Source organism: Streptomyces sp. NBRC 110611 (assembly GCF_001590865.1).
In the GTDB taxonomy this organism is placed as follows: Bacteria; Actinomycetota; Actinomycetes; order Streptomycetales; family Streptomycetaceae; genus Streptomyces.
The window spans coordinates 143,902-169,720 of the sequence record NZ_BBUY01000003.1 but is presented as its reverse complement, the minus strand read 5'-3'; the positions used below and the strand labels follow the sequence as shown (position 1 = coordinate 169,720).

At 72.3% G+C, this 25,819-nt stretch carries 26 protein-coding genes; 2 read left to right on the top strand and 24 right to left on the bottom strand.

The features are described from left to right. Positions 1–3: 3 nt before the first annotated feature. From AZE13_RS08930 to AZE13_RS08920, 3 genes are all read right to left on the bottom strand, one after another. The gene (locus AZE13_RS08930) at positions 4–1,125 is read right to left on the bottom strand and encodes a glucose-1-phosphate thymidylyltransferase (RefSeq protein WP_066928829.1); all 1,122 of its coding nucleotides are present in this window, start codon (positions 1,123–1,125) and stop codon (positions 4–6) included. 58 nt (positions 1,126–1,183) lie between these two features. Further along, complete coding sequence (locus tag AZE13_RS08925; RefSeq protein WP_066928827.1) at positions 1,184–2,425, bottom strand: MFS transporter; 1,242 nt, start codon at positions 2,423–2,425, stop codon at positions 1,184–1,186. 148 nt (positions 2,426–2,573) lie between these two features. Then, positions 2,574–3,410: an MTAP family purine nucleoside phosphorylase gene (locus tag AZE13_RS08920; RefSeq protein ID WP_181690289.1), complete on the bottom strand. Its 837-nt coding sequence runs from the start codon at positions 3,408–3,410 to the stop codon at positions 2,574–2,576. Positions 3,411–3,681: 271 nt separating this feature from the next. Between AZE13_RS08920 and AZE13_RS08915 the strand changes: the two genes are divergently transcribed. Beyond that, complete coding sequence (locus AZE13_RS08915; RefSeq protein ID WP_066928824.1) at positions 3,682–4,164, top strand: NUDIX domain-containing protein; 483 nt, start codon at positions 3,682–3,684, stop codon at positions 4,162–4,164. Here AZE13_RS08915 and AZE13_RS08910 read toward each other — a convergent pair. From AZE13_RS08910 to AZE13_RS33790, 18 genes are all read right to left on the bottom strand, one after another. Continuing rightward, positions 4,143–5,162, bottom strand: coding sequence for an NAD-dependent epimerase/dehydratase family protein (locus tag AZE13_RS08910; protein WP_066928822.1), 1,020 nt, complete (start codon positions 5,160–5,162; stop codon positions 4,143–4,145). The two genes, AZE13_RS08915 and AZE13_RS08910, sit on opposite strands and share 22 nt — an antisense overlap. A 4-nt stretch (positions 5,163–5,166) precedes the next feature. Further along, positions 5,167–6,213, bottom strand: coding sequence for an adenosine deaminase (gene add, locus AZE13_RS08905; RefSeq protein ID WP_066928820.1), 1,047 nt, complete (start codon positions 6,211–6,213; stop codon positions 5,167–5,169). Beyond that, positions 6,210–6,956 (bottom strand): HAD family hydrolase, encoded by a 747-nt coding sequence (locus tag AZE13_RS08900; protein ID WP_079123836.1) that lies wholly within the window; start codon positions 6,954–6,956, stop codon positions 6,210–6,212. The genes add and AZE13_RS08900 overlap by 4 nt, the downstream gene beginning before the upstream one ends. Continuing rightward, positions 6,938–8,239: an HAD family hydrolase gene (locus tag AZE13_RS08895; protein ID WP_079123835.1), complete on the bottom strand. Its 1,302-nt coding sequence runs from the start codon at positions 8,237–8,239 to the stop codon at positions 6,938–6,940. The genes AZE13_RS08900 and AZE13_RS08895 overlap by 19 nt, the downstream gene beginning before the upstream one ends. 53 nt (positions 8,240–8,292) lie before the next feature. Beyond that, positions 8,293–9,012 carry an SDR family oxidoreductase gene (locus AZE13_RS08890; protein ID WP_066928815.1) on the bottom strand — a complete coding sequence of 240 codons (720 nt, stop codon included), beginning with the start codon at positions 9,010–9,012 and terminating at the stop codon, positions 8,293–8,295. Further along, positions 8,993–9,730: a phosphoribosylaminoimidazolesuccinocarboxamide synthase gene (locus AZE13_RS08885; RefSeq protein ID WP_066928813.1), complete on the bottom strand. Its 738-nt coding sequence runs from the start codon at positions 9,728–9,730 to the stop codon at positions 8,993–8,995. The genes AZE13_RS08890 and AZE13_RS08885 overlap by 20 nt, the downstream gene beginning before the upstream one ends. 28 nt (positions 9,731–9,758) lie before the next feature. Further along, positions 9,759–10,460 (bottom strand): histidine phosphatase family protein, encoded by a 702-nt coding sequence (locus AZE13_RS08880; RefSeq protein WP_079123834.1) that lies wholly within the window; start codon positions 10,458–10,460, stop codon positions 9,759–9,761. Then, positions 10,450–11,676: an adenosylhomocysteinase gene (locus AZE13_RS08875; RefSeq protein WP_066928809.1), complete on the bottom strand. Its 1,227-nt coding sequence runs from the start codon at positions 11,674–11,676 to the stop codon at positions 10,450–10,452. Before AZE13_RS08875 ends, AZE13_RS08880 begins: the two co-directional genes overlap by 11 nt. Further along, on the bottom strand, positions 11,673–12,944 hold the full coding sequence (locus AZE13_RS08870) for an adenosylhomocysteinase (protein WP_066928807.1): 1,272 nt from the start codon (positions 12,942–12,944) through the stop codon (positions 11,673–11,675). The genes AZE13_RS08875 and AZE13_RS08870 overlap by 4 nt, the downstream gene beginning before the upstream one ends. Next, the gene (locus tag AZE13_RS08865) at positions 12,941–13,759 is read right to left on the bottom strand and encodes an S-methyl-5'-thioadenosine phosphorylase (protein WP_066928805.1); all 819 of its coding nucleotides are present in this window, start codon (positions 13,757–13,759) and stop codon (positions 12,941–12,943) included. Before AZE13_RS08865 ends, AZE13_RS08870 begins: the two co-directional genes overlap by 4 nt. A gap of 69 nt (positions 13,760–13,828) precedes the next feature. Then, the gene (locus tag AZE13_RS08860; protein ID WP_181690288.1) at positions 13,829–15,250 is read right to left on the bottom strand and encodes a phosphoglucomutase; all 1,422 of its coding nucleotides are present in this window, start codon (positions 15,248–15,250) and stop codon (positions 13,829–13,831) included. Positions 15,251–15,271: 21 nt separating this feature from the next. Further along, positions 15,272–16,525 carry an adenosylhomocysteinase gene (gene ahcY / locus AZE13_RS08855; protein ID WP_066928803.1) on the bottom strand — a complete coding sequence of 418 codons (1,254 nt, stop codon included), beginning with the start codon at positions 16,523–16,525 and terminating at the stop codon, positions 15,272–15,274. Beyond that, positions 16,522–17,535, bottom strand: a complete 1,014-nt coding sequence (locus tag AZE13_RS08850) for a carbohydrate kinase family protein (protein WP_066928801.1) — start codon at positions 17,533–17,535, stop codon at positions 16,522–16,524. The genes ahcY and AZE13_RS08850 overlap by 4 nt, the downstream gene beginning before the upstream one ends. Further along, positions 17,532–17,951: a RidA family protein gene (locus AZE13_RS08845; RefSeq protein WP_066928799.1), complete on the bottom strand. Its 420-nt coding sequence runs from the start codon at positions 17,949–17,951 to the stop codon at positions 17,532–17,534. Before AZE13_RS08845 ends, AZE13_RS08850 begins: the two co-directional genes overlap by 4 nt. Beyond that, positions 17,948–18,697: an SDR family oxidoreductase gene (locus tag AZE13_RS08840; protein WP_066928797.1), complete on the bottom strand. Its 750-nt coding sequence runs from the start codon at positions 18,695–18,697 to the stop codon at positions 17,948–17,950. Before AZE13_RS08840 ends, AZE13_RS08845 begins: the two co-directional genes overlap by 4 nt. Further along, positions 18,690–19,340: a DJ-1/PfpI family protein gene (locus AZE13_RS08835; RefSeq protein ID WP_066928795.1), complete on the bottom strand. Its 651-nt coding sequence runs from the start codon at positions 19,338–19,340 to the stop codon at positions 18,690–18,692. Before AZE13_RS08835 ends, AZE13_RS08840 begins: the two co-directional genes overlap by 8 nt. Beyond that, a complete protein-coding gene (locus AZE13_RS08830; protein WP_066928793.1) occupies positions 19,337–20,437 on the bottom strand; it encodes an inositol-3-phosphate synthase in 1,101 nt (366 codons plus the stop codon). Before AZE13_RS08830 ends, AZE13_RS08835 begins: the two co-directional genes overlap by 4 nt. Before the next feature lie 132 nt (positions 20,438–20,569). After that, complete coding sequence (locus AZE13_RS33790; protein ID WP_079123833.1) at positions 20,570–21,826, bottom strand: Gfo/Idh/MocA family protein; 1,257 nt, start codon at positions 21,824–21,826, stop codon at positions 20,570–20,572. A 69-nt stretch (positions 21,827–21,895) separates the two neighbouring features. On the opposite strand from AZE13_RS33790, the gene hisG reads away from it, so the two are divergent. Next, positions 21,896–22,657, top strand: a complete 762-nt coding sequence (gene hisG, locus AZE13_RS08820) for an ATP phosphoribosyltransferase (protein ID WP_079123832.1) — start codon at positions 21,896–21,898, stop codon at positions 22,655–22,657. Here the strand turns inward: hisG and AZE13_RS08815 are convergent. From AZE13_RS08815 to AZE13_RS08805, 3 genes are all read right to left on the bottom strand, one after another. After that, positions 22,639–24,138, bottom strand: coding sequence for a dimethylsulfonioproprionate lyase family protein (locus AZE13_RS08815; RefSeq protein WP_147264623.1), 1,500 nt, complete (start codon positions 24,136–24,138; stop codon positions 22,639–22,641). The genes hisG and AZE13_RS08815 overlap by 19 nt on opposite strands. Positions 24,139–24,261: 123 nt before the next feature. Then, positions 24,262–25,131 carry an NAD-dependent epimerase/dehydratase family protein gene (locus AZE13_RS08810; RefSeq protein ID WP_066929491.1) on the bottom strand — a complete coding sequence of 290 codons (870 nt, stop codon included), beginning with the start codon at positions 25,129–25,131 and terminating at the stop codon, positions 24,262–24,264. Further along, on the bottom strand, positions 25,082–25,807 hold the full coding sequence (locus AZE13_RS08805) for a TetR/AcrR family transcriptional regulator (RefSeq protein ID WP_079123830.1): 726 nt from the start codon (positions 25,805–25,807) through the stop codon (positions 25,082–25,084). Before AZE13_RS08805 ends, AZE13_RS08810 begins: the two co-directional genes overlap by 50 nt. Positions 25,808–25,819: the final 12 nt, after the last annotated feature.

Sequence of the window (25,819 nt, the reverse complement as noted above, 5' to 3'; positions counted from 1 at the left end):
GGCTCAGCTCCGTTCGGCGGGGACGTCCGGGACGCGGTCCGGGAACGCGGGTGGTCCCGAGGGGAGCTGCACCTCGCTGTGGTCGCCGAGGACGAGCCGGTGGGCCGCCGCGGGGCGGGGAGCGGCCGGTGTGACCCTGACGTCGCGGCCGATGAGGGAGGCTTCGACGGGGCGGACTCCGGTGAGGAAGGAGCCGGCCAGCACGATGGAGTACTCGATGTCGCTGTCCTCCACCGTCACGTGCTCGGCGATGGAGGTGAACGGGCCGATCCGCGAACGGTGGATCCGGGTGCCCGCACCGATGACGGCCGGCCCCACGATGCGGCTGCCGCGGACCTCGGCTCCGGGCTCGATCCTGACCGGGCCGGTGAGCTCGCTGTCGGCGTCCACGGTGCCGTGCACGGCCGGTTTGGTGTGTTCCAGGACCCAGCGGTTCGCCTCCAGCAGGTCCGTGACGTTGCCGGCGTCCTTCCAGTAGCCACTGATCACGGTGGGGCGCACCGTGCAGCCGCGGTCGATCAGCCACCGGATGGCGTCGGTGATCTCCAACTCGCCACGTGTGGAAGGAGTGATGGCGCGCACGGCCGCATGGACGGCGGAGGTGAACACATAGACGCCGACCAGGGCCAGGTCACTCCTGGGGAACTCGGGTTTCTCGGTCAGCCCGGCGACCCGCCCGGCCTCGTCCAGCTCGACGACCCCGAACGCCTCCGGGTTCGCCACCCGGGTGAGCAGGATGTCGGCGTCGGGGCGGTCTCTGCGGAACTTCTCGACCAGCGGCGCGATGCCGTCGAGGACGAGGTTGTCGCCGAGGTACATCACAAAGTCGTCGTCCCCGAGGAAGTCCTGTGCCGTCAGTACGGCATGGGCCAGTCCGAGCGGTGCCTCCTGCGGCAGGTAGGTCACCGTCAGCCCCAGGGCGGAGCCGTCCCCCACCGCGGCGCGGATCTCCGGCGCGGTCCGGCCGACGATGATGCCGACGTCGGTGATACCGGCCTCGGCGATGGCTTCGAGGCCGTAGAAGAGCACCGGTTTGTTGGCCACCGGCACCAGCTGCTTGGCGGACGTGTGGGTGATCGGGCGTAAGCGGGTTCCGGACCCGCCCGCCAGCACCAGGGCTTTCATGGCAACCTTCCATGGCACTGCGGGGCCTGCTGCCGGCTCCCGGGCGAGCCGGGGCCGTTCAGGACGTCGGCGCGGCCTCGGTCCGCTCGCCGCGCACCGCGGCCGCGCGCATCCGGCGGCCCGCGAGGACGCAGAGCATCAGGCCGGCGAGGCAGAGGGCGGCGTTGGCGACGGAGAAGTAGCTGAAGGCCGGCCCCAGGCCGGTGTGCGGAATGACGGCGCCGATGCCCAGGCTGGCGGCGGTGGTGCCGAAGTAGCAGAGGATGAAGAAGAACGACACGGCCGCACCCCTGGTCGCCTCGGGCTGGTGGACCGCGATGATCTGCGTGGCACCCTGGAGGCCCAGGCCCTGGCCGATACCGAGGAGCACGGTGGCCAGCACGATCACGCTGAGATGGGTGAACACCGAGGTGACGCCCAGGGCCAGCGAGCCCAGGAACAGCCAGGCGAGCCCCTGACCGGTGACGGAGACGTCGCTGCGCCTGATGCGCAGGGCGCCGAAGACGGCCGAGAGGACGAAGCACATCGACACGACCGTGCCTTCGACCAGGCTGTTCTGCACCCCGACCACACGGTGGATGACGAGCGTGCCGAGCGCGGACATCAGACCTCCGGCGACGAACGCGCCGAAGCCGGCGAGGATCGCACCGCGCGAGGCCAAGTCCCCGAACATGCCCGCCAGTACGGCACGCAGCCTGACCGGCTGCGCCTCCTCGCCCTTGCGCCGGGCCTTCTCACCACCGCCCCCGCCCGTGCGCATGAACGGCATCACGGCCAGCGTGACGATGATCTGGATGACCCAGACGAGCCGGCCCTGCCACGGGGCGATCTCCAGCAGCAGACCGCTCCAGGCCGGCCCCGCGGCAAGGCCGATGGCGTTCGCCGAGGTCGTGGCGCGGCCCACCAGTTTGCTGGAGCCGGACAGCTCGAACTGGGCCAGCACGACCGGCACGACGCCGGTGAACACGCCCAGCACGATGCCCTGGAGGAGGTGTCCGCCGTAGAGCTCCCACTCCGTATGGGCGACCAGGAAGAGGACGTCGGCCACGATGGACAGGCCGCACGTCCACACCAGCACCGAACGGTAACCGGCGATCAGCGGCATCAGCATCAGGCCGATCATGACGCCGGCCACGTACGCCGCGAACAGGAGGCTGACGGTGGTGGAGTCGATGCCCATCGTCGACTGGTACAGCGGATAGAGCGGGGCCGGTAATCCGCTGGGCATGTGCAGAAGCGCCAGTCCTGCGGGGAGCACCAGGGCCGCCCGCAGGGACCGCTTCTCCTCAGACAAGGTCAAGCTTCTCAACTCCGTGACGCGTGCTGGGCGTGCTGGGCGTACTGGGCGTACTGGGGGGTGCTGGGCGGGACGTGGGTGCGCCGGGGGAGGGGGGAGAGCCGGCGGACCGCCGAACGGTGTGACGGCGGATCCGCCGGCCGCGCACGGCTCAGTCCAGGGCGGGCCTGGAATCTCCCGCGTGCGGATTGCCCCAGCTCCGCTCCAGCGCGGTGCGGCAGCCGCAGCCGGCGTCGTCGGCCAGGGCGGCGACGGTCTTGCGCACCATGCGCTGCACCCGGTCGACGTTCTCGCCGAAGTACTTGACCACGTCCTGGTGCCGGACCGGCGCGTCACCGCTCTCCGGCGCCAGGTCCTCGGAGATGACGCCGTAGTCGGTGCAGAAGGAGAGGTTGACGTAGCACATCTCCAGTTCGCGGGCGACGCTCGCCTCGGTCGACTGGGTCATGTTGATGACGTCGGCGCCCCAGGAGTTGTAGAGGCGGCTCTCGGCCTTCGTCTGGAACCGCGGGCCGTTGATGATCAGCGCGGTGGCGCGGGGGTGGACGATCTCGGACGAGTCGGCCAGCGCGTCGATCGCCAGCGACCGCAGTCGGCCGCAGTACGGCTCCGCGAGGTCGGCGTGCGCGCCGTTGGGGCGGTCGAGGGTGGTCCACTGCCGGCCCCAGGTCAGGTCGATGAACTGGTCGATCAGCAGGAAGTGGCCCTTGGACACCTCCGCCGAGAGACTGCCCACGACGTTGAAGCCGAGGATCTGTCGCGCACCCAGCTTCTTGAGTGCCGCCACGTTGGCCGGATAGGGCACACGGTGCGGGGAGTACTGGTGATGCAGACCGTGGCGCGGAATGAAACCGATCCGCTTTCCTTCCCAGTCGGCTAACGTGACCGGGGCGCTCGGGTCGCCATAGGGAGTTTCGACTTTCTCTTCTTTGATGCTTTCGAAGAACTTGTAGAAACCGGTTCCTCCGATGATGCCCAGATCAATCACGCGTGACTCCTGAATGGTGGGAGTTTGGGGTCGCGAATTCTGCTGACTGACGCCTTTAACGGCCAACGATGGAGCCATCTTTGGCGGCTGTGGCTGAGCAATTACCGCCCGTGTCGGGCTAGATCATTCTAGGCAAGCGGCATCCTGGGTTCAATAGCGTATTCAAGATCATTACGTTCCGGTGATGATTGCCCGTGGGTGGTATGCGGGTTACGCTGCCGGGCAATGCCTGCCGAGCGATCTCGGATTTCGGATTTTGAAGGGTGGGTACATGCCGGATTCGTCGAATCTTCCGCCCGAGGGGTATTTCGACAGCCTTGCCACGCATTACGCGGCCGCCGAGGCGCTCGTCGAGGATCCCCACGGCCGCGTGCTGCTCGTGAAACCGTCCTACCGGCCGGACTGGAGCCTGCCGGGCGGGATGGTGGAGGAGGGGGAGGAGCCGCACGCCGCCTGCGCCCGGGAGGCCAGGGAGGAACTCGGCCTCGTGCTGCCCGTGGGACGCATGCTGGCCGTCGACTGGGCGCCGCCCGACGGCATCCGGCCCCGCCCGATGGCGCTGTACGTCTTCGACTGCGGCATCCTCGGCGAGGACGCGGTCATCACCCTGCCCCCGGAGGAGATCGAGGACTGGCGCTTCGTCCCGCCCGAGGAGACCGGCACGCTGCTCAGGCCCGGGAACAACGCCCGTATGCACGCGGCCCGGCAGGCCCGGGCGGAGGGCGGCGCGCACTACGTGCCGCGGATGGCGTAGGGCGGCGGCTGGCTGCCGCCGCGTTCGGCGCGGTACCACCGGATCGTCCCGGCGAGGCCGTCGCGCAGGGTGCGGGGCGTGAAGTCGATCAGGCGGTTCATGACGGAGACGTCGAGGGCACGGCCCTGCGGCCGCCGGTCCCCGGCGCCGGCCGTGCCGATCCGCTCCGGGCCGGCCGGGCCGACCGTGCTGATCCGCTCCGGGACGTCGAGCAGGCCGAAGAGGAGCCTGGCCAGGTCCACGATCGAAATCGCCTCCGCGGTCCCGATCGTGACGAGGTGTTCGCGGTCCTGGGCGGCGATCTGAAGCGTGGCGCGGACCGCGTCGGTCACATGGATGAAGCTGCGGAGCTGCTGTCCGTCCCCCCAAACCTCGACCGCATCGCCCGAAAGGATCCGGGTGAGCATGGCGGGAATCACCCGGGCCGCGTCGCCGAAGCGGTCGCGGGGACCGTAGAGGTTGGCGAAGCGGGGCAGGAAGGTACGGGTGCCGTACTGCGTGCGATGCAGTTCCGCCAGGAACTCGGTGCCTGCCTTCGACCGCGCGTATCCGTCCAGGGACCGCCCCGGTACGAACGGCACCTGCGCGGGCCCGGCGTCCGTCTCCGCGGAACTCGCCAGCACCACGGTCGCGATCCCGGCGTCCCGCGCCCCGTTGAGGACGTTCGCCGCCAGGCTGACGTTGACGTTGAGGATCTCTGTCGAGTGCCGGCGTTTGAACTCCGCGTTGCCGTCCATCCCCGCGCAGTGCACGACGGCATCGAGACGCGGGACCGCCCGGCACAGGGCGGCCCGGAGGCGGACGCCGTCCAGCGGATCGAACTCCAGGACCCGCAGGTTCCCGCTCACCGGAAGCCAGGTGCACCGCCGCGGATCGGCCCGGCGGGTCGCGGCCGACACATACGCGCCGTGTGCCAGGAGCTCTGTCACGAAGTGGGAGCCCAGAAAACCCAGTCCGCCGGTGACCAGAACATGTTTCCCCTGCCATGGGCTGTCCATCGGATCAGTCCCGTACCGGGGTGGCGGGGGCGGGGGCACGGCTCTCCGGGCGCCCGGGCCCGGGGAGTGCGGCAAGCCGGGCGCGGACGGGCTCCTCGCACGCGGCCCCCGCCAGCCCGGCCCGCCAGGCCTCGGTGGCGCTCAGCCCGAGGGCTGCGGCCGCGTCGTACTCGCGCTGGAGGTCGGTGCCGAACATGGCCGGGTCGTCGGTGCCGATCGTGCACCGCACCCCCGCTGCCACCAGCTGGGGCAGCGGATGGGCGGCGAGCTCCGGCACCGCGCCGGTGCACACGTTCGAGGTCGGGCACACGTCGAGCACGATGCCCCGCTCGACGATCTCGGCCAGCAGGTCCGGCTGGTGCCGGGCGCCGATCCCGTGCCGGATGCGCCGGGGCCGGTACGGCAGCACCTCGCGCACCGACTCCGCGTCGTCCGCCTCGCCGGCGTGCGGCAGGAACGCGAGGCCGCCGTCCGCCGCGGTCCTCAGCGCCCGGTCGTAGGCGGCCAGCGGCATGGCCGACGGCGCTCCGCCCAGGCCGAGGCCGACCACGCCGCGCCCCGCGTAGCGGACCGCGACCCGTGCGCACTCCTCGGCCAGCGCCACGTCGACGCCCCGGTACAGGTCGGGGGTGAGCCGTACCGTGACGCCGAAGCGGTCCTCGGCCTCCGCCGCGCCCTCGCAGTACCCGGTGAACAGTTCGTCCCAGTCCACCCCCCGCCGGGCCCGCTCGGCGGGCGAGAAGATCGCCTCGATGTAGGCGGCCCCGAGCGCCGCGGCACGGCCGGCGTAGTCGACCGTGATCCGGCGGAAGTCGTCGGCGGTGCGCAGGCAGTTGGTGGTGAGGATCCAGGTGTCGATGAACTCGCGCAGGGTCGTGAAGCGGTACAGCTCGGCCAGTCCGTCGGCGGTTTCGGCCGGGAGCCGCAGGCCGTTGCGCCGGGCCAGCGTGAGGAGCGTCGCCGGCTCCACCGTGCCCTCCAGGTGCACGTGGAGTTCGAGCTTCGGCACTTCCGTCCGCGTGCCCTGTGGGACGGCCGTCGGAGCGGTCATGCCCGCTCCTCGGACGGGGGCACCACGCCGACGACGCCCGCTTCCGCGGCGTGGGACAGCGGCCGGCCGAGCCTGCCGGAATCCGGGTCGAGCAGCTGGGAGACCGCCCCGGTCAGCGACTCGACCACGGGAACGCGCAACTCCGCGAAGTGCTCGCGCGCGTGCAGCGCGTCCTCGCCCGAGTGGTAGAGCAGGCAGCGCACCCCGCACTCCCGTGCCGCCTGGGCGTCGTCGACGCTGTCGCCGACCACGACGGCGTGTTCGGGGGCGATGCCCTGCCGCTCCAGGTGCTCGGCCAGGTGCGGTGCCTTGTAGGGGAGTTCACCCACCGTGCCGTCGATGCGGGTGAAGAACTCCGTGATGCCCGCCCGCTCGACCAGGGGCATCAGCCGCTCGTGCGGATGCATGGACAGCAGCGACTGCCGCCGGTCCGCGGCCCGCCACCGCGACATGGCGGCGACGGCGTCATCGGTGAGCCGGGCCTTCTCCCGGTAGCGTAGGTACGAGGTCATGAAGGACTGGTTCAGCCGGTCCTGTTCGTCGTCGGTGAGCGTGCGCCCGGCCAGCCGGTTGTAGAACTCGGGTATCGGCTGGGTGTGTTCGCGCTGGTAGTCGGCGATGGTGATCGGCGGCATCGCGCACGCGTCGAACGCGTCGAGCGTCGCGTCGATCAGGGCCCGGCTGTCGTTGAAGATCGTGCCGTTCCAGTCCCAGACGATGTGGCTCACGAACGGGTCTTGCATGATGTTCCTCTCTGGTCTTCCTCTTCCGCTTCCGCCCGGCCGGATTCTCGCCGGGCGGCCAGCACGGCGTCCAGCAGCTCTGCCACGCCGTCGAGATCATTTCCCCGGACGATCAGGTCGGCGGCGTCCAGCACCCGGGGGTGGGCGTTGCCCACCGCCACCGCCAGGGCCGAAGGCTCCATCATCGGCAGGTCGTTCGGCATGTCCCCGACGGCCGCCACGGCGGTGAGCGGCACTCCGGTGGCGGCCGCGACGGCGGCGACCGCCGCGCCCTTCGTGGCCCGTGCGTCGGAGATCTCCAGGAACCGCTGCGTCGAGTACGTCACCTGGTACGCGCCGCCGAGTGCGCCGGACACCGCGGGGGCCAGCTCCTCCGCGGTCGAAGCCGGGTGGGCCGCCAGGACCTTGAGGACCCGTCCGTCGTCGAGCGCCCCGGACACCGGCCCGGCGCACAGCTGGCTCCGCCAGTCCTGCGCGAGGTCCGCCGGGAATCCCGGATCGAGGAAGAGCCGGCTCTCGTCCACCGCGCCCAGCGTCAGTTCGGGGAACGTGCCCCGCAGGATCCGCCGGACCGCTGCCGCGCGCTCGCCGTCGATCGCCCGCCGGTGCAGCACCCGCCCGGTCTCGTCCAGCACGACCGCACCGTTGCTGCACGCCACATGACCGCGCAGGTCCGCGGCGCGCAGCAGGGCCACGGTGTCGGCCAGCGGGCGACCGGTCACGAAGGCCGGCCGGACACCGCCGCGGGCCGCTGCCCGCACCGCCGCCCGGACCCGTGAGGGCACGGTTCCGGTGGAGTCCAGCAGGGTGCCGTCCAGGTCCATCGCGACCAGCCGCACGCCGCTCAGCGCCGCGGTGCCGTCCAGCGCGACGACGGGGGGCGGCTGGGGGCCCGGGTGGTTCCAGAGCAGGCGGGCGGTCACCCGTACCTCGGCCAGCCGCTCGCCGGCCACCACCACCTCGATGCGGCCGTGGCCGGCCAGCCGTTTCGTCACCGGCCCGGTGGCCAGCGGCAGCCACAGCCAGCCGGCGTCGAAGATCGGCACCCCGTGCGCCGCCGCGTGGTCGGCGCGCACCCGGGTCAGCGAGTCGGGGCAGTCGAACAGGTCGATCGCGGTGAGCCGGTCGCCGGCGAACGACAACAGGACCCGGCTGGCGAACTCCGTCCGGTGCCGCGCTCCGGTTTCCGGTCCGCGCCAGTGCAGGTGTGCGGTGCCGGAGACCGGATCCCAGCGCGCGAGCACGGCACTGTGTGCCCGTCCGGTCTCTGCTCGGCCGATCATCGAGACCCCCTTCTGCCGCCTTCTTCCGCCAGGTGGCGACTGGTATGCGTGCGCTACACCGACTGGAGCCGGTCCAGGCCGGAGACGACCGGCGGAGCCAGCCCCGCCGGGCGCAGCTCGATCTCGCCCACCGCCACATCCGGTGGGTTCGTGATGAGTTCGCGCACCACCCGGGCGACCGAGCGGGTGGTCATCTTCAGGGACGAGGTGTCGCCGTCCTCGTTGGCGATCGCGCCCGGGCTGACCAGGGAGGTCCGCACGCCGTGCGGCCGCTCCTCCAGCAGCAGGACCTCGCTCAGCGCCTTGAGCGCGGCCTTCGGCGCGCAGTACGCCAGGCCGCCCTCGAAGAAGCGGCTGCCGGCGTGACTTCCCATCAGCACGATCGTGCCGCGCGAGCGGCGCAGCATCGGCAGGGCGCGCCGTACCAGCGTGACGACGGACGTCAGATTGACGGTCAGCGCCGCGGCCCAGCGCTCCGGGTCGAGTTCGGCGACGGGCGCGAAGTACCGGTCGACCGCATTGGTGACCAGGGCGTCCAGGCGGCCGGTGCGCTCCAGCACCTGGTCGACGGCGGCGTCCAGCGCGGCGGTGCTCGACAGGTCGCAGGCCACCTCCCTGGGGTGGCCGGAGGGGGTGCGGTTCAGCTGCCACACCTCCATGCCGGCCTGGTCGAGTTCGGCCGTGATGGCGTGTCCGGTGCCCCGGTTGCCGCCCGTGACGATCGCCACCGGCGGCAGCCGGCCCGCTGTGGGGTCATCCGTGGTGCCGTACATGGCGCAGCAGCACCTCCCACCGGGCGACGATGTCGTCCTCGCTCGCGCCGGCCCGGAACAGGTCCTTGTCCAGCGCGCTGCCGTGCTCGTCGCGCAGCCGCATGCAGTCCGGGGAGACCTCCGAGATGATCACCGGCACGCCGTCCGGGCCGGTGCCCAGGACGAGGCAGAAGTCCCACAGGTCGAGCGGCGACAGCCAGTCGGTCAGTACGGCGTTGCACCGCAGCGCCGTCTCGTGGAAGCGCTCCACCGGCACGTTCGCCGCGCGCAGGTAGTCCTCGGCGATGGGCTGGTCCTCCGGGTCGACCCGGAAGTCGTACTTGACCACCGGCGGGGTGAAGCGGTGCCCCTCGGGGAACAGGCCCGGGTACTTGCGTGTCGTCGAGCCGGTCGCCACGTTCTTCACGATCACTTCGAAGGGCGGCGCCGGCACATAGTCCGCGACGTAGGTGAGCTCGTCGATCCGGCCCCGGTACGCGGTCCGGACCCCGGCCTGCGCCAGGCGCTCGGCGGCGAGTTCGTAGAAGTCCAGGCGCTGCCGGCCGGTCTCGTGGAAGATCTCGTCACGTTCGTGGGTGAAGCTGCGCAGGCTCGGGATCAGCTCGACGACGCACGTCCCGTCGTCGAGCAGCCACAGCCGCTTGCTGCGCCCCTCGATGTCGGGCGGCCGCGTCTTGACGGTCGGGTCGGCCAGGGGAGTGGTACGGGAGGTCGTCATGAGGTTCCGGTTCTCCTTGCGCTCGGGGTCAACGCGGTAGCGCGTGTGCGGGGAGGTCCGTGGCGGCCCGGGCACGGTCCGGGTCGCGGCGCCACGCGGCCGGCAGGTGCGAGGAGTCGCCCAGCCCGTGCAGCGTGGCTCCGCCGGGAGCGACGGTCAGCCAGGAGACCGACCCGACCGTCACACAGCCGAGGTCGCGGTAGCGGGACGGCGGGAGGCCGAGGAAGAAGGCCACCACCAGGCGGATCGGGGCCTTGTGCGTCACCACGGCGACCGCCTTCCGCCCGTGCATCGCGTCGCGCACCGCCGCCACGGAGCGCGCCATCACCTCCAGGCCGGTCTCCCCGCCGGGAGGCGAGAAGTACGCGGGGTCCCGCTCCCACCGCTGGTGCTCCACGGGCTCGGGCACCTCGCCCGGCAGCAGGTTCTCCCAGGCACCGAAGCGCAGTTCGCGCAGCCGGTCGTCGACCACGACACCGGCCCCGTGCGGCCCCGCCACGGCCTCGGCGGTGTGCCGGGCCCGTGCCGCGGGGCTGCTGACGACCGCCTCGACGCCGTGCAGGGCGGGGTGGGTGCCGGCCGCCCGGGCCATCTCCTCGCCGGCGGGCGTGAGTTCGGCTTCGTGGGCGCCGCAGAAGCGGCCGGCCACCGTGCACTCGGTCTGCCCGTGGCGGATCAGCACCAGGCGGCACCCTCCCGGGCCGGCCGCCTCCGGACGGCTACCCGGCATGGCGCTCCCCGCCGTCCGGATCCGGGCCGCCGCCGAGCGGGATGCCCATGGCGCGGGCCAGTGCGGCCGCCACGTACTCGTCGCACTCCGGGGGCAGGTCGTGCAGGCCGGGCGGCCAGCCGGCGGCCTCCTTCAGCGACAGGCACAGTGCGAGTACCTGACTGGCGAAGGTGACGTCCATGACCTCGCTGGCGTTGCCCCGCCCGGCGGTCAGATTGGCGATGTTCCCCCCGCCGATCAGATACACCCGGCGGCCGCCCGGCAGGGTGAGCACCTCCGATCCCGGATGGGCGGCCGGGGCGCGCTCCAGGGCGAGCCGGTCCAGCGCCGGGATGTCGATCTCGTGCGGCAGATGGCCGCCGTTGGCCAGCACCGCGCCGTTCTTCAGCAGGCCGAAGTGCCGCTCGCGCAGGACGTCGGAGGAGCCGGTGACGGTGCAGATCAGGTCGCCGATCCGGGCGGCCTCGTCCATCGGCAGCACCTCGAACCCGTCGAGTGCCGCGATCAGCGCCCGGGTGGGCCGTACCTCGGTCACCACGACCCGGGCACCGAGGCCGCGCGCCTTGGCGGCGACGCCGGAACCGACCCGCCCGTAGCCGGCCACCACGAACACCTTGCCGGCCAGCATCCGGCCGCTGGCCGCCATAATGGCCTCCAGCAGGGACTGGGCGGTGCCGTGCGGGTTGTCGATGACGTGCTTGCCGAACGACTCGTCGCTCTTGACCACGGGGAACCGCAGCGGTGTACGGCGGGCGAGCCGGTCCAGCTCCAGGAGCCCGTCCGGCGTCTTCTCGGTGGCCAGTACCGGTGGGGGCACCCGCGCCAGCGTGGTGTGCAGGGCGTCGATCAGCAGGGCGCCCTCGTCCAGCACCAGGGTGGGCCCGTCCGGCCAGTGGCGCAGCACCGCTTCGACGCCGTCGCGCAGTTCGGCCTCGCTCATGCCCCGCGTGCCGGACACCCGTAGGCCCTTGTCCCGCATCAGTGCCGCGACCCGGTCGTCCGTGGTGCTCGTGCTGGACGCGCAGCAGGCCACCTCGGCGCCCAGGGCGGTGAGGGTCTGCACCTGTACGGCGGTCTCGACGGTGAGGTGTCCGCACAGCGCGAGCCGCTGGCCCGCCAGGGGCCTGCTCACCTGGTGGTCCTCGCGGATGCGGGCCAGCACGGACATCTGCTCGGTGGCCTGGGTGAGCCGGGCCGCGGTCGGATCCGGTGTCATGCAGACTGTTCCTCTCGAGTGGCGTCGGCCGCGGCCGGCGCTTCGTCATCCGGTTCGTCGCATCGCACACCCATGGTGGCCAGCTTGCGCCGGGCGACCTCCTCGTCCTGGGCGGGGTCCACGTCCTGCACGCCCGGTGGGTACCGGCCGGGGGCACGGGCGAAATCGAGGGTGACCAGCGCCTGGTTGGCGAAGGTGACGTCCATGACCTCGCTCGGGTTGCCCTCGGCCGCGTCGAGGTTGACCAGCCCGCCGCCGGACAGCAGGTCCAGGTAGCGGCCGTCGTGCAGCAGATGGCGCTGTACGTGCGGCCGCGGCTGCGTCACCGACCGGGTCCGGGCCGCCAGGTCCGCCAGGTTGATCTCGGTGGTGGAGTGCCCGGTGTTGCAGAGCACCGCCCCCGAGGGCAGCAGGTCCAGGTGGCCGGCGGTGAGCACGTCGGGACGGCCGGTCGCGGTGCAGACGATGTCGGCGAGGCGGGCGGCCTGCTCCAGAGGCAGCACCTCGAAGCCGGCCACCCGCGCCCGTACGGCGGTCCGCGCGGAGCGGCACACCACCACGACGCGCGCGCCCAGCCCGCGGGCGCGCTGGGCGACCCCCCGGCCGACGTGGCCGTACCCGCACACCACGAAGCGCTTGCCCGCCAGGAACGTGCCGGTCGCCCGCAGGATGCCGTCCAGCGTCGACTGCCCGGTGCCGTAGGTGTTGTCGACCTCCCACTTGGTGACCACGTCGTTGACCGAGACCACCGGGAACGGGAAGGACGTGGTGGCGCCCAGCTCGCGGATCCGGCGGGAGCCCTCCGAGGTCTTCTCCGTGGCGCCGCACAGGTGCGGCAGCCGGCCGAGCGACCGGCCGGCCCGCTCGATCAGGCGGGCACCGTTGTCCAGAAGCATGGTGGGCCCGTCGGGGAAGGCGTCGAACGCCTCGGCCGCCGCCTCGTCCACCTCCGCCGTGGTCATCCCGCGCCGGCCGTACACCCGCACGCCCTCGGCGCTCAGCGCGGCGGCCACGTCGTCCTGTGTGGACACCTCGTCCCCGCCGGTCCACGCGACCTGGGCGCCCGCCGCCACGAGCAGCTGCACCAGGACACCGGTCTCCTTGGTCAGGTGGACGCAGCCCACCAGGCGGTGGCCGGCCAGCGGGCGGCCGTCCGCCACCTCCCGGCGGATGCCCTCCAGGACCGGCATCTGACTGCGGGCCAGCTCCAGCGCCGCCCGGCCGCGCCGGACGAGGGCGGCATCGGGCCCGGTGACGCGCCAGCTCATGTCCGCGCACCCGACAGGGCGTGCTGGCAGGCGCAGTCGAACTCGGTCGGCAGCTCACCGACGATGCGGCGCACGATGTCCGCGACCCGCTCGGAGTCCGCGCTGAAGGCGGCCAGGACGCCGGCGTGCGACACCTTCTCGGCGTCCTCGTCACCGGCGACCTCGGCGGCGGCCACGTCGTAGTCGGTGATGTAGGACAGGTTCATGTAGCAGAGTTCCAGCTCGCGGGCGAGCACGACCTCCGGGTACTGGGTCATGTTGACCAGGTGCCAGCCCTGGCTGCTGAACCACCGGCTCTCCGCCGCCGTGGAGAACCGCGGCCCCTCGATGACGACCACGGTGCCGCCGGGGTGCACGTTCGCGTCCGCGTCCGACAGCGCCTCGGCGGACAGCTGCCGCATACGGCCGCAGTACGGCGTGGCCGAGCTGATGTGCGCCGCCTGGTCTCCGGAGAAGAACGTGTCCTTGCGCCGCCGGGTCCGGTCGACGAACTGGTCGACCAGTACGAAGTCCCCCTTGCGGTAGGAGCGTTGCAGACTGCCCACCGTGTTGAAGGCCACCACCTGACGCACGCCCAGCTCCCGCAGCGCCCACAGGTTGGCCTGGTAGGGCACATCGGAGGGGAGGTGGTCGTGGTTGCGGCCGTGCCGGGGCAGGAACGCGACGTCGCGGCCTTCGACCGAGGCGATGGTGATCGGTGCGCTGGGCTTGCCGTAGGGGGTGTCGAGGACGACCTCCTTGCCGCCGTCGAGGAACTGGTAGAAGCCGGTGCCTCCGATCAGTGCGACCGAGGCCTCTGTTCCGGATATGGGCATGGTTCCTCCAGTCTGAGGCGCCGGCCGTCGGAGACCGGCGCGCGGTGCTGACAGGGAAATCAAGGGAACTCAGGGGGTGAGCACGCCGCGGACGGACCGCAGGAGCTCATCGACCCGGCGGGCACTGTCCGGGCCGGACCGCAGCTCGCCGTAGACCCGGACGCCGGCCTCGGTGGTGGAGCGCCGCAGCAGCAGCCACTGGCCGTCGTCGAGCCAGAACTTCACGCCGTCCGTCTCGGTGATCGTGGGGTCGGCACCGGCCAGGCCGGCTCGGGCGAGGGCCGCCGAGCCGGCCGTACGGAGGAGGTCCGCACCGCCGGTTCCGGGCACCCGGGACTCGAACCACCGGTGGCGGCCGACCTCGTCGCCGAGCGCGTCGAGCAGGTCACCGAGCGGGCGCCCGGTGGTGTGGAGCAGTTCGGCGAGCAACGCCACCGCCGTGAACGGGTCGCGGTCGATGCCGTGGTCGGCGAAGGCCAGGTCGCCGACGCTGCCGCCGGCCAGGTCGGCGCGGCCGTCGGCCAGCAGCGGGGACAGGTGCTTGAAGCCGATCCGGGTCTCGCGCACCCCGCGCCCCTGGCGGCGGGCGACCGTGCGCACCGCCGTGCCGGTGGCGACCGTGACGGCGATATCGCCGTCACGGTCCCCGCGCCGCAGCGACCAGCGGGCCTGGAGGAGCAGCGCGAGCAGTTCGTGCGGCTGGACGGTGCGGCCGCGCTCGTCGATGACGAACACCCGGTCACCGTCGCCGTCGAGCACGATGCCCAGGCGGGCGGACTCCTCCCGGACCGCGCGTTCCGCGCGCCGGCGGGTGGCGGCGAGGGTCGGATCGGGCACCAGACCCCCGAAGCCGGGGTCGGGGGTGCCGCCGAGCAGCCTGGCCCGCCAGCCGAGCCGCTCGCACAGCCGGGCCATCGGCCCGCCCGCGACCCCGCCCACGCCGTCCACCACGACCGTTGCCCCGGAGCCCACGGCGGCCGGCAGGCGGTCGAGGATGTCGGCGAGGTGTTCGTCGGTCCACCGGGTGCCGGCGTCGCGGTCCGGCTGCTCGGCGGCCGTCCCCACCGGAACGCCGCCCACCTCCCCGATCAGCTGCTCGGCGCGGCGCTCGACCGCCGCCGGAAGCGAACGGCCGGGCGCCACCTTGACCTTGAGGCCGTTGTGGCTGCCCGGGTTGTGGCTCGCGGTGACCAGGAACGCCACGTCCGCCCGGCCGCGCCGGAGCGCCGCCGAGACGACCGGGGTGGGCAGGTGCGGCACCAGGCGTACCCGGTCCGCGCCGGCGTCGGCGGCGGCGGCCACGGCCGCTGCCGCGCACCGCTCGCCACCCCGCCGGCCGTCGTGGGTCACCAGCACCGTCCCCGGCGCCCGGTCCGCCGCGAGCGCCCGCATCACACAGTGGGTCACCAGCGCTGCGTACGACGGGGTGAAACTCTCGTCGATGACGCCGCGCCAGCCGTCCGCGCTCGATGCGACAGAGGTCAGATCCACCACTGGTCACCGCCCTTCATGTCACGTGCCTACGCGCCAGTCCGTGAGGTACTCGTGCTGGTCCGCGCTCAGCTGGTCGATCTCCACGCCGTAGGCGCGCAGTTTGGCGCTCGCGACGTCGTTCTCGATCGAGCGGGTGATCGGGACGATGCCCGGCTTCAGTTCACTCCGCTGCTCGATCAGGTACTGCACGGCGAGGGCCTGGGTGGAGAAGGTCATGTCCATCACCTCGGCCGGGTGCGCCTCGGCGGCGGACTGGCCGACGAGCCGGCCCTCGGCGAGCAGCATCACGTGGCGGCCCGAAGGCAGCGTGTACTCCACGCAGTTGGGCCGCAGCTCGCGCCGTTCGGTGGCCCGTTCCTGGAGGGCGGTGACCTGGATCTCCACGTCGAAGTGGCCCGAGTTGCACACCACGGCGCCGTCCTTCATGCGCTCCATGTGGGCCAGCGTGATGGCGTCCCGGTTGCCGGTGACGGTGGCGAAGATGTCGCCGATCTCCGCGGCGCGGTCCATCGGCATGACGTCCAGGCCGTCGAGCTTGGCCTCCAGCGCCCGGATCGGGTCGACCTCGGTCACGATGACGTTCGCGCCCATACCGCGGGCCCGCATCGCCACCCCGCGACCGCACCAGCCGTAGCCGGCGACCACGAACACGGAACCGGCGAGCAGCATGTTCGTGGCCCGCAGGATGCCGTCGATGGTGTTCTGGCCGGTGCCGTAACGGTTGTCGAACAGGTGCTTGGTGGCAGCGTCGTTGGTCGGCAGGACCGGGTAGCGCAGCGCCCCGTCCTCGGCCATGTTCCGCAGGCGCAGCACCCCGGTCGAGGTGACCTCGGTGGCCCCGATGATGTCGTCGAGCAGGTGCGGGTAGTCGTTGTGGATGGTCGTGGTCAGATCGGCTCCGTCGTCGATCACGATCGTGGGCCGCACCCCGAGCACGCCCTGCACCTGCTGGTAGTACGTGTCGCGGTCGCAGCCGTAGATGGCGAACACCTCGGCGCCGATGTCACGTTGGATGGTCGCCGCGACATCGTCCTTGGTGGACAGCGGGTTGGAGGCGCACAGCGCCAGCTCGGCACCGCCGGCGACGAGCGCCCGGCACGCGTTCGCGGTTTCCGTGGTGACGTGCAGGCACGCCGCGATGCGCTGGCCGAGGAAGGGCTTCGTCTCGGCGAACCGCTCGACCAGCTGGGACAGCACCGGCATACGCCGTCCGGCGAACTCGACCTTCAGCTTTCCCTCATCGGCGAGGGAAAGGTCACGAACCATGCTCATGGAGAATCCATTCCTTTTTCATTCGGTCCCGCTCCGGCCGGGGCGGTGTGCCCGGGCGACGGCAGAGCGGAGATCAGGTCGGGCAGCGTGGTCTGCTGGGCCCGGGCACCGACGGCGCCGACGGCGAGCGCGCCGGCCACGTTGCCGCTCCGCAGCCGCTGCGGGGGCGGCAGCCCAGCCAGTGCCGCCAGCAGGTAGGCGGCGGCGAACGCGTCGCCGGCACCGGTCGGGTCCCGCACCACCGCGGGTTCCGCCGGGGCGTGCCACTCCTGGTCGGCGCGGCGCAGCAGCGCTCCTTCGGCGCCCAGCGTCGTCACCACCTCGGTGGCGGCCCGGCCGAGCGCGGCGCCGCTCGGCGTACGGCTGATCCGGGCGTGCTCGTCGCGGTTCAGCAGGAGCAGGTCACACCGGGGCGCGAGCTCGGCCGTGCTCTCGTCGTCGCAGTAGAGGCCCCCGGGACACCAGCACAGCAGCGGCCGTCGGGGCAGCCGTGCGGCCGCCGTGACCGCCGCGCGCAGGGCCTCCCGGCTCGGGTCGAACAGGACCACCGCGTCGACCGGTCCGGTGAGCGCGTCGCGCACCGCCGCCGCGGGGAGCAGGTCGTTGGCGCCCCGGTGCATGAGCATGTAGTGCTTGTCCCGGAAGACCGGGATGATCACTTGTCCGGTGGGCGCGTCGGGGTGGCGGTACACGGCCGAGACGTCGATGCCGCGCGCCCGCAGGTCCGCCAGCACACTCTCGCCCTCGGGGTCGGCGCCGACCGCCCCCACCACGCCCACCTGTACGCCGAGCGCGGCCAGCGCCGACGCGCAGTTCCCGGCATGGCCGCCCGGTGCGGTGGTGACGGAACGGGCGATCACCGCGCCGTCGTCCGCCGGTTCGCGGTCGCTGTGCACGATGAGGTCCATGTTGAGCGACCCCACGACGAGGACCCGGCTGCGGCCCGCCGTCTCGCGCAGCGCCGATCGCCAGTCGGCCGGCACCTCCGGCGCCCCGAGGGCGTCGGTCATCTGCCACCCTCCACTGCCGCGATGCCGCTGATCTCCACCACACAGCCCTTCTCGGCCAGTCGGGAGACCTCGACCAGGACGCTGGCGGGCGGCGGCACGGCCAGTACCTCGTCGCGTACCGCCGAGACGGCGGCGAAGTCCCGCTCGATGTCGGTGAGGTAGATGGTCACGTTCACCAGGTCGGCCAGGGAGCCCCCGGCCGCCGCCAGTACCTGCTCGATGCGCTCGAAGACCACCCGCGCCTGGGGGCCCGCCTGGCCGGGGGAGAGCACGGTGCCCTGCGCGTCGGTCGCCACCTGACCGGTGACGAACACGAACTCGGTGCCGGGCGTGAGGGCCACCCGGACGCCGGGGGAGTAGCGCCCGATCGGCTTGGAGTGGGACTGCGGGACGAGGGCTGATTTCTGTGCGGTCATGGCTGTGCCCTTTCCGGAAAGGGACCGAAAGTCGATGACAGCGAGGACATCTGGATCTCGCGGATCTCCACGTGCGGAGGCAGGCGGAAGAGCCCGGAGACGACGGCGGCCACGTCCTCGGCGGAGAGCGCTCCTTCGCGGCTGCCGGGGGCCGCGTCCGCGTGGGCGCCCCGGAAGTACGTGTCGACCCGGCTCGGCACCACCTGGCAGACCCGGACCCGCTGTTCGCGCACCTCGCGGCGGGTGACCTCCAGCAGGGCCCCGAGCCCGGACTTGGCGGCCGCGTACGCCGCCCGCTGCGGGAACGGGTAGCGGGCCGAGTCGGAGAGCATGCCCACCACCAGCGCGCCGGGGACCGCGGTGAGCAGCGGCAGGGCCGCACTGAGCACCTGGAAGCCGCCGTCCAGGTTGGTGCGCACGGTGCGGTCCCACTCGTCGGTGCCGAGCTCGCTCAGCGCGGTCCAGACCCCCTGCCCCGCGTTGAGTACGAGGCCGGCGAGCCCGTCCAGGCCGGCCAGCGAGGTCCGGGCGGCGAAGGCCACCGCCGCCGGATCCGCGATGTCCACCACCGCGCTGCGGACCGGGGTGCCGTGCGCGCGCACCTCGGCCGCCACCTCGGCCAGGTCGTCGCCGGACCGGGCCCACAGCACCGGTCGGTAGCCGTCGGCGGCCAGGGCCAGGGCGATGGCGCGGCCGATGCCCCGGCTGGCACCGGTGATCAGCACCCAGCGTCCGCGCTCAGGCACCGGACGCCCGCAGAGCCTGCCGGGCTTCTCGGCCCGGGCCGATCTCGGTGCGCCGGGTGACCGGTTCGACGAGTTCGGGCCGCAGGTCCGCCAGCAGCGCGAACGCCAGGTCCACCGACTTCACCGAGTCCCGTACATCTCCGCCGACCGAGCAGATCCGGCCGTCCCGGACGAGCCCGTCGGCGGCCCGGACCGCACCCCGCTCCGTCAGCTGCGTCCGCTTCGCCGCGTGGATGGCCAGCGCACGGCCCTCCGCCAGTCCGGCGCCGGCCAGCACGAGGGCACCGGAACAGACGGAGTACAGCCGGGCGTCGCGCTCGTCGGCCCGGCGCAGGAAGCGTTGCAGCCGAGGTGTCTCCGCGGCCGCGGAGGCGCCCCGGCCGCCCGGGACGACGACCGCCTGCGCGCGCTCGACCACCGACAGCTCCTCCTGCGCCCGGAACGTCACGCCGGCGGAGCCGCGGACCTCGGGTTCCTCGGCGGTGATCACCGCCGTGACGGGGGGTGCGCCCGTCTCCTCCGCGACGGATCCGGCCTTGGCCAGCAGGGCGTATCCGCCGAAGAGATCGAGTTCGTCCACCCCGGGGTACGCCAGCACCGCGATCAGCGTGCCGGCCGACGGGACAGGAGGAGTGCCGGTCATCGCGACGAAGCCTCCAGGACCCCGTCCTGCGGGGCGGCGCCGGGGCCGTCCAGCTTGCGGAAGCCCTCCTCGACGTCCTCGGCGGTGTACTTGGGGTGTCCGCCGGCGGGAGACTTCAGGACGCGCACCGCGGCCACCGGGAAGCCGCCGCGGTTGAGCCGGGAGCTGGCGGCGGCGATCCGGATCAGATCGATGATCACCCCGGCCGCGTTGCTGGAGTCCTGGACCTTCAGCTTCAGGTCGAGCGAGACCGGGGTGCCGGCCCAGCCGAGGCCTTCGATGTTCAGCATGGCGACCTTGTGGTCACGCAGGTGCGGGACGTAGCCGGCCGACGGGATGACCTCGACGTTCGAGGTGTCCACCCCCTCCTGCGCCAGGGCGTTGAGCTTCGACTGCCGCTTGCTGCCGCCCTGTTCGCGCAGGTTGCGGAAGTCCTCATTGCCCCCGAGGTTCAGCTGGTAGGAGCTGTCGAGGGTCAGGCCGCGCTCGCTGAGCAGGCCCAGCAGCGCGCGGTGCACCACGGAGGTGCCGAAGTGGCTGGCCAGGTCGTCGCCGACGAGCGGGACCTTGGCCTCCTCGTAGGCGGCCAGCAGCTGGGGAGACCGTGCGACCACCTCCGGCGTGCAGTTCACGAAGGCCACCCCGGCCTCCAGGGCCGCGCGGGCGTACGCCTCGGCGGCCCACTGTAAGCCGGTCGGCAGCGAGTAGAGCAGCACCTCGGCACGGCTCTCCCGGAGCTGCTCCACCACCGTGCGGAACTGTTCCGACGTGGGCTCCGCGTGCTCCTCGCGGGCCAAGCCGGGCTGCACGGTGACCGGCACCTGCGGCAGCTCGACGTCCAGCCTCGGGTAGTTGTTGGGCTCGGCGAGCACCGCCTCGTTGAACGGCCGGCCCGACTTGTTGGGATGGATGTCGAAGGCGGCGACGAAGGAGAGGTCGCTCACCGAAATCCCGCCGATGCGGGGGCGCTTGACACCCGGGAAGTCGCTCTCGCTGACGCCCTCGGCACTCAACTTGCGGTACAGCTCCGCACCCTGGAACAGCGCGGATATGTTGTTGCCGACCCCGGCAACGGCAAGACGGATGTGCTCAGCCATTACTACACCACCGATCGTTTGTTATCCGGAGCAGGGGCACGCGAGGGTGCCCCTGCCCGACGACATGACGACATTCAGTTGCAGCAAGAGAGAGACAGGAGAGAGACCGGAGATCGGTTTCTCCCCTTGGAGTTATGCGGTCTTGCGGGTGTGCCGTACGGCCTCGTCCAGCAGGCTCTGTGCCCGGGCGCCGTCCGCGAAGGTCGGTGCTTCGGGGGGCGGGCCGTCGGCGGCGAGGAGTAGCCGGTAGATGTTCATCTCGTCGGCGGGGAATTCCCTGACGCGGCTCTCGGCGCGGCGCGGGTTGAGGTGCAGCAGGCCGGAGCCGTCATCGGGGTCGAGGACGGCGAGGACGCTGCCCTCGGTGCCGTGGAGCTCGGCTCGTAGCTGTCGGTGGGCGGAGACCCGGGAGGTGAAGACGCGGGCGGGTGTCCCGGATGCGGAGGTGAGCTGGACATCGGCCAGGTCCTCGGTCTCCGCGGTGAGGGTGCTGCCCTGGTGCGAGCGCTGGGCGAACGCCACCGAGGAGCGGGCACTCGTCACGGTCCACTCGTCGTCGGTCAGCCAGCGGAGCAGATCGAGCAGGTGGACGCTCTGGTCGGCGAGGGTGCCGGCGCCCGCGGCCTGCCGGGTGTGGCGCCAGGGCCACGGCGTCTCGGGCTCGCCCAGGAAGTCGTGGTGGAAGGCGAATTCGGCCTGGAGGACACGGCCGAGGAATCCGCTGCGGCGCAGCCGGTCCACTTCGCGCAGGGCCGGGTTCGCGCGCCACTGGAAGGTGACGTAACCCGGTGTGCCCCGCTCCTGGGAGTACCGGGTGAGGCGGTCCGCCTCGTCGCTGTTGCGTGCGAGGGGCTTGTCGGAGACCGCGGTCAGGCCGGCGTCGAGGGCCGCCGTCAGATACTTCTCATGCGTTTCCGGCGGTGTCACCACGGACACCGCGTCGACGCGTCCGCTGCGTATCACGGACAGGGGGTCCGACTCGACGGCCGGAACGGAGAAGCGATTCGCTATGCGCGTCGCCCGGGAGTGATCACTTCGGTAGCACAGTGCTTCGACTGTCACGCCGGGCACGTCTAATAACCAGCCGATGTGCTGTTCGCCGAAGCCGGTTCCCACTACTGCGAAGCGCACAAGTGCCCCTCCTTTCTTGATCGTTGATGTTGAACCCCTACAGCGTAAGTCGCGTTCATGGGCTGCGCAACGGTCCCCTGCACCGAAAGATTTGACCTTGCTCCAACTGCCGCTCTGACCAGCCCTGTTAACGTAAAAGATCTTCCTATGGGGCGTCAAATGATCAATGCCCGTTGCCAGTTGACGAGGCGACACGTATCGTCCCCATCGCCTCACGCACCCCGGTGCCGTGACCGGCCACGTTGTCTGCCTTCTCATCCCCCCGGTCGCACCACGGCATCAGGCCGGAGCGCCGGCGGCACACCCGGCTGAAGGAGTCGACTCCCCATGGCCCAGGAACCCCGATTAGCCGTGCCCGGCGCCGCGCGGCCACAGCGCGTCGCCCTACCGAACAAAGGCACCCTGGCCGCGGGCGCCCGGCTGCTGCTCACGGCCGCCGGCTACGCGTGCGGTGCCGCACACGGAAGGCTGCACCAGCTCGATCACGAGAACGACACCGAATTCCTCCAGCTGCGCGCCCGGGACGTGCCGCGGCTGGTGGCCGAGGGGCACTTGGACGCGGGCATCACCGGACGGGACTTCGTCGCGGACGCCGACCTGCCGATGGTCGAGCTGCTGACGCTCGGCTTCGGCCACGCGCAGGTGCGCTACGCCGTTCCCCGCGATGGCTCCGGCACCGTCTCGGGGCTTCAGGGCGCGCGGATCGCCACGGCGCTGCCGCGGCTGACCGCCCGCGATCTGGCCGCGCACGGAGTGACCGCCGAGATCGTGGAGATGACCGGCGCCGTGGAGGTCGCCGTCCACCTCGGCATCGCCGACGCGGTCGCGGACGTGGTCGAGTCCGGGCGCACGCTGGCCGCGCACGGACTGCGGGCGGTCGGCCCGCCGCTGATCTCGTCGCAGGCGGTGCTCGTGTGCGCTCCGGCGGCCGCCGCCTCGCCCGCCATCAGGACACTGGCCGAGCGGCTGCTGCCGTGCCTGCTCCCGGCGGACCGGACGAGCCGGGCAGCGCGGCCGCCCCAAGGGGCGACGCGGCCGCCCCAAGTGGAGGGTGCCGGGGCACGGTGCCCTCAGAGCGGGGCCTCGTGATGGTCGTCCGGCTGCCAGGGCGGCGTGGACACCGCGAGCAGTAGGGCGCCCTGGGCCCCGGCGACCACACCGTGCCGGGTACGGGGCGGAATGGCGACGGTGCCGCCCGCCGGTACGACGTGATCGGTGCCGTCGAGCGATACGGTCGCCTCCCCGGACAGCACGACGTACGTCTCCTCGCTCCGCTCGTGGTGGTGGACGGGGATGACGGCGCCGGGCGCCAGTGTCGAGCAGGCCACGCTGTGGTGCTGCTGGTAGCCGTGGCACTGCGGCCCGACCAGCTCCTGGAGCACATGGCCGCCGGCGGCCACCGGGTCCGCCTCCTCGATCCTGCCCACGTGCGCCGGCCGCCCCGTCGGCCTCAGGTACAGCTCGGCGATGCGGCGCTCCATACGGGGTGGCATCGGGTGTATCCCGGCGGGCTCCCCGGACCAGTCGCCGTTCAGCAGCCAGGCGCAACTCAGCACGGTGACACCGGCGAACAGGTCCCACAGGTCGTCGCCGAAGGTGGTACCCGCCGCGAGATTGACCGGGCTCGCACCGCCCAGCACGTAGACGGCGCGGTCGGCGACGCGGTACTCGACGACGCCGGGCCGCACCGGCCGGCCGGGACCCCGGGCGGCCAGATGGCCGAGGTCGATCTCCTCCGGCGAGTGCCCGGCGTTCGCCAGGATGGCCCCGTCGGGCAGCCGGTCGAGGCAGGCGGCGGGTACGGCGTCCGGCCGTCCGGTGGCGGTGACGACGATCTCGGCGGTATGCGCCGCGGCCAGCGCGGAGGACACGGTCGCATGCCCCCGCAGCCGCGCGTCCAGCGCCCGGGACGGGTCCGGTTCGGCCACGGTGACCCGGGAGCCGAGCCTACGGGCCAGATCGGCGACGCCCTTTCCCACCTCCCCGTAGCCCACCACCAGCACCCGGCGGCCCTCGACGGACAGCCCGGTCAGCCAGCTGACGGCCGACCAGACCCCGGAGGCGACGTGGAACCGGTGCTCGACCTTCTCCTTCAGCGGGATACGGGCCCACTCCAGCACCGGCAGGGGAAGCCCGGCCAACTGGCCCAGCCGCCACAGGCCGGTGCTCGTCGACTCCACCGCCGCCAGCGGCGGATCGCCGTGCTCGACGAGGGCCGTGGTGAGGTCGCCGCCCGTGTCGAAGACCAGCTCGGGCCGCCACCGCACCAGCGTGTCGAGGTCCTTCTCGCCGGTCGGGTCCTCCTCACTGGTCAGTACGGCCGTGCCCGCCGCCCGCAGCCGGTTCACCACCTGCGGGTCGACGGTGTTCGGGTCGCAGCTGGATACCGTCAGGTCGACGCCGGTGCCGCTCAGCCAGTCGAGCACGGGCGCCGAGTTCGCCGTCAGATGCCCGCGGTAACAGAACCTCCGGCGGGGATACGAGCGGTCGTCGAGCTCCCCGACGAGACGCTTGGTGACCGGCATTGCCTGCGAAAGCCAGTGGATGCGGTCGGCGAATTCCCTCGTCACGTTCGCTCTCCTCGGTACGCGGAGTTCGTTCCTGGGGCAAGGTGTCGTTGCTCGTTGCTCGTTGTGCGATGTGCGACGGTCGATGGTCGCATGGCAGGGCGGCTGTCTGCTGCCTACCGCTGCCTACCGTTCGGGATCGGCCGACGTCCCGTCAGGTCGGCCCGGAGTTGGTCCGGCGGCGGCAGTGCGCAGCAGGTGCCGCACCCCGCGAACGGGACGGTAGCCGAAGGCTTTTGTGGCGGCGGCCGAGTCGTACACCCGGTCCAGGCGGTCGGGCACCGGCCATCCGCGGTCGCGGAACGCGGCGCAGATGTCCGGGACCCGGGCGGCGAGTACCGCGCCCGCATCGCGGTGCAGGGAAGGGCAGTCCGCCCGGCGGAAGGGGTGCGGCCCGGAGATGTTGAACGTCCCGGTCACGTCGGTGCGCGACACGGCGAGCACTCCCGCCGCGGCCACGTCGGCCATGTCGACCGCCCGGTGCAGGAGATGGGCGGCCAGCACCGGCAACGGCTCGGGGAAGCAGCGCGCTACGCGCAGCGTGACCGAGGGGACGGCGCAGGCGGCGGTCAGCTCCTCGGCGGCCAGCTTGGTCTCGTCGTAGATGTCCCGCGGCAGCGGGGCGAGCTGCTCGTCCACCCACACCGCGCGGTCCACGGGCACCAAGGCGTGCCCGTAGACGCTCGTACTGCTGATGTAGAGGACCCGCCGCACACCGACGCGGCCGGCCTCGGCGAGCAACTCCGCGGTCACCCCCACGTTCACGGCACGGAACTCGTCCTCGGTCAGCCGCCCGACGTGCGGCGCGTGCAGCGCCGCGGCATGGACCAGGACATCGGCCGACCGCAACGCGGCCAGCCGCACGGCCCGGTCCCGCAGGTCTCCGACGACACCCGTCCACCGCCCGGACGCCCGGTCCACACCCCGGACCGTCCAGCCGGCCGCGTCAAGCGCCGCCGCCAGGGCCGATCCGACGCGGCCCGAACTTCCCGTCACCGCGACCACCCCGGCGGGGACTCTCCTCCGTCGCTCCGTGCACATGCCCCGATTCTGGCCCGCTGCCACCGTTGTCGCTGCTGCCGCCGCTGAGGGCGAGTGCCGCGTCGAGAAGTGCGGAGGTCAGGGCGGGGAGCCGGCCGGGGGATTCGGACAGCAGGAACAGCCAGGCGAAGACGGGGCCGACCAGCAGGGCGTTGAGGGCGGCAGGGTCGGGGCGGGCGGTGAGTTCGCCGCGTGCGGCCGCCCGGTCCAGGATCTCCGTGAGGGTCTGGCGCTGGGCGCCGAGGTATCTCTCGTCGAACCGCTCGCGTAGTGCGGGGTCGGCGTGGATATCGGCCAGCAGGCCCGGGACCGTCCCCTGCGGCGGGGCGGCCATGCTGTCCGCGATCTCGGTGAGCACGGCGGCCAGGTCCGCGCGGAGGGACCCGCGGTCGGGTGCCACGGCCAGGAACCGGTCCGGCAGGAGGACGTCAAAGATCATTTCTTGTTTGGTGGCGTGCCGCCGGTAGATCGCCGCCTTGCCCACGCCTGCTCGCGCGGCCACCTCGGCCATCGTGAGCCGCAGGTAACCCACCTCGGTCAGCAGCTCTCGAACGGCGGAGGCGATGGCCTCGTCGACGCGGCTGTCCCTGGGACGGCCCCCCTGGCTTCCGGCTTGCCTTCGCGCAGACATGGGGCCATCATA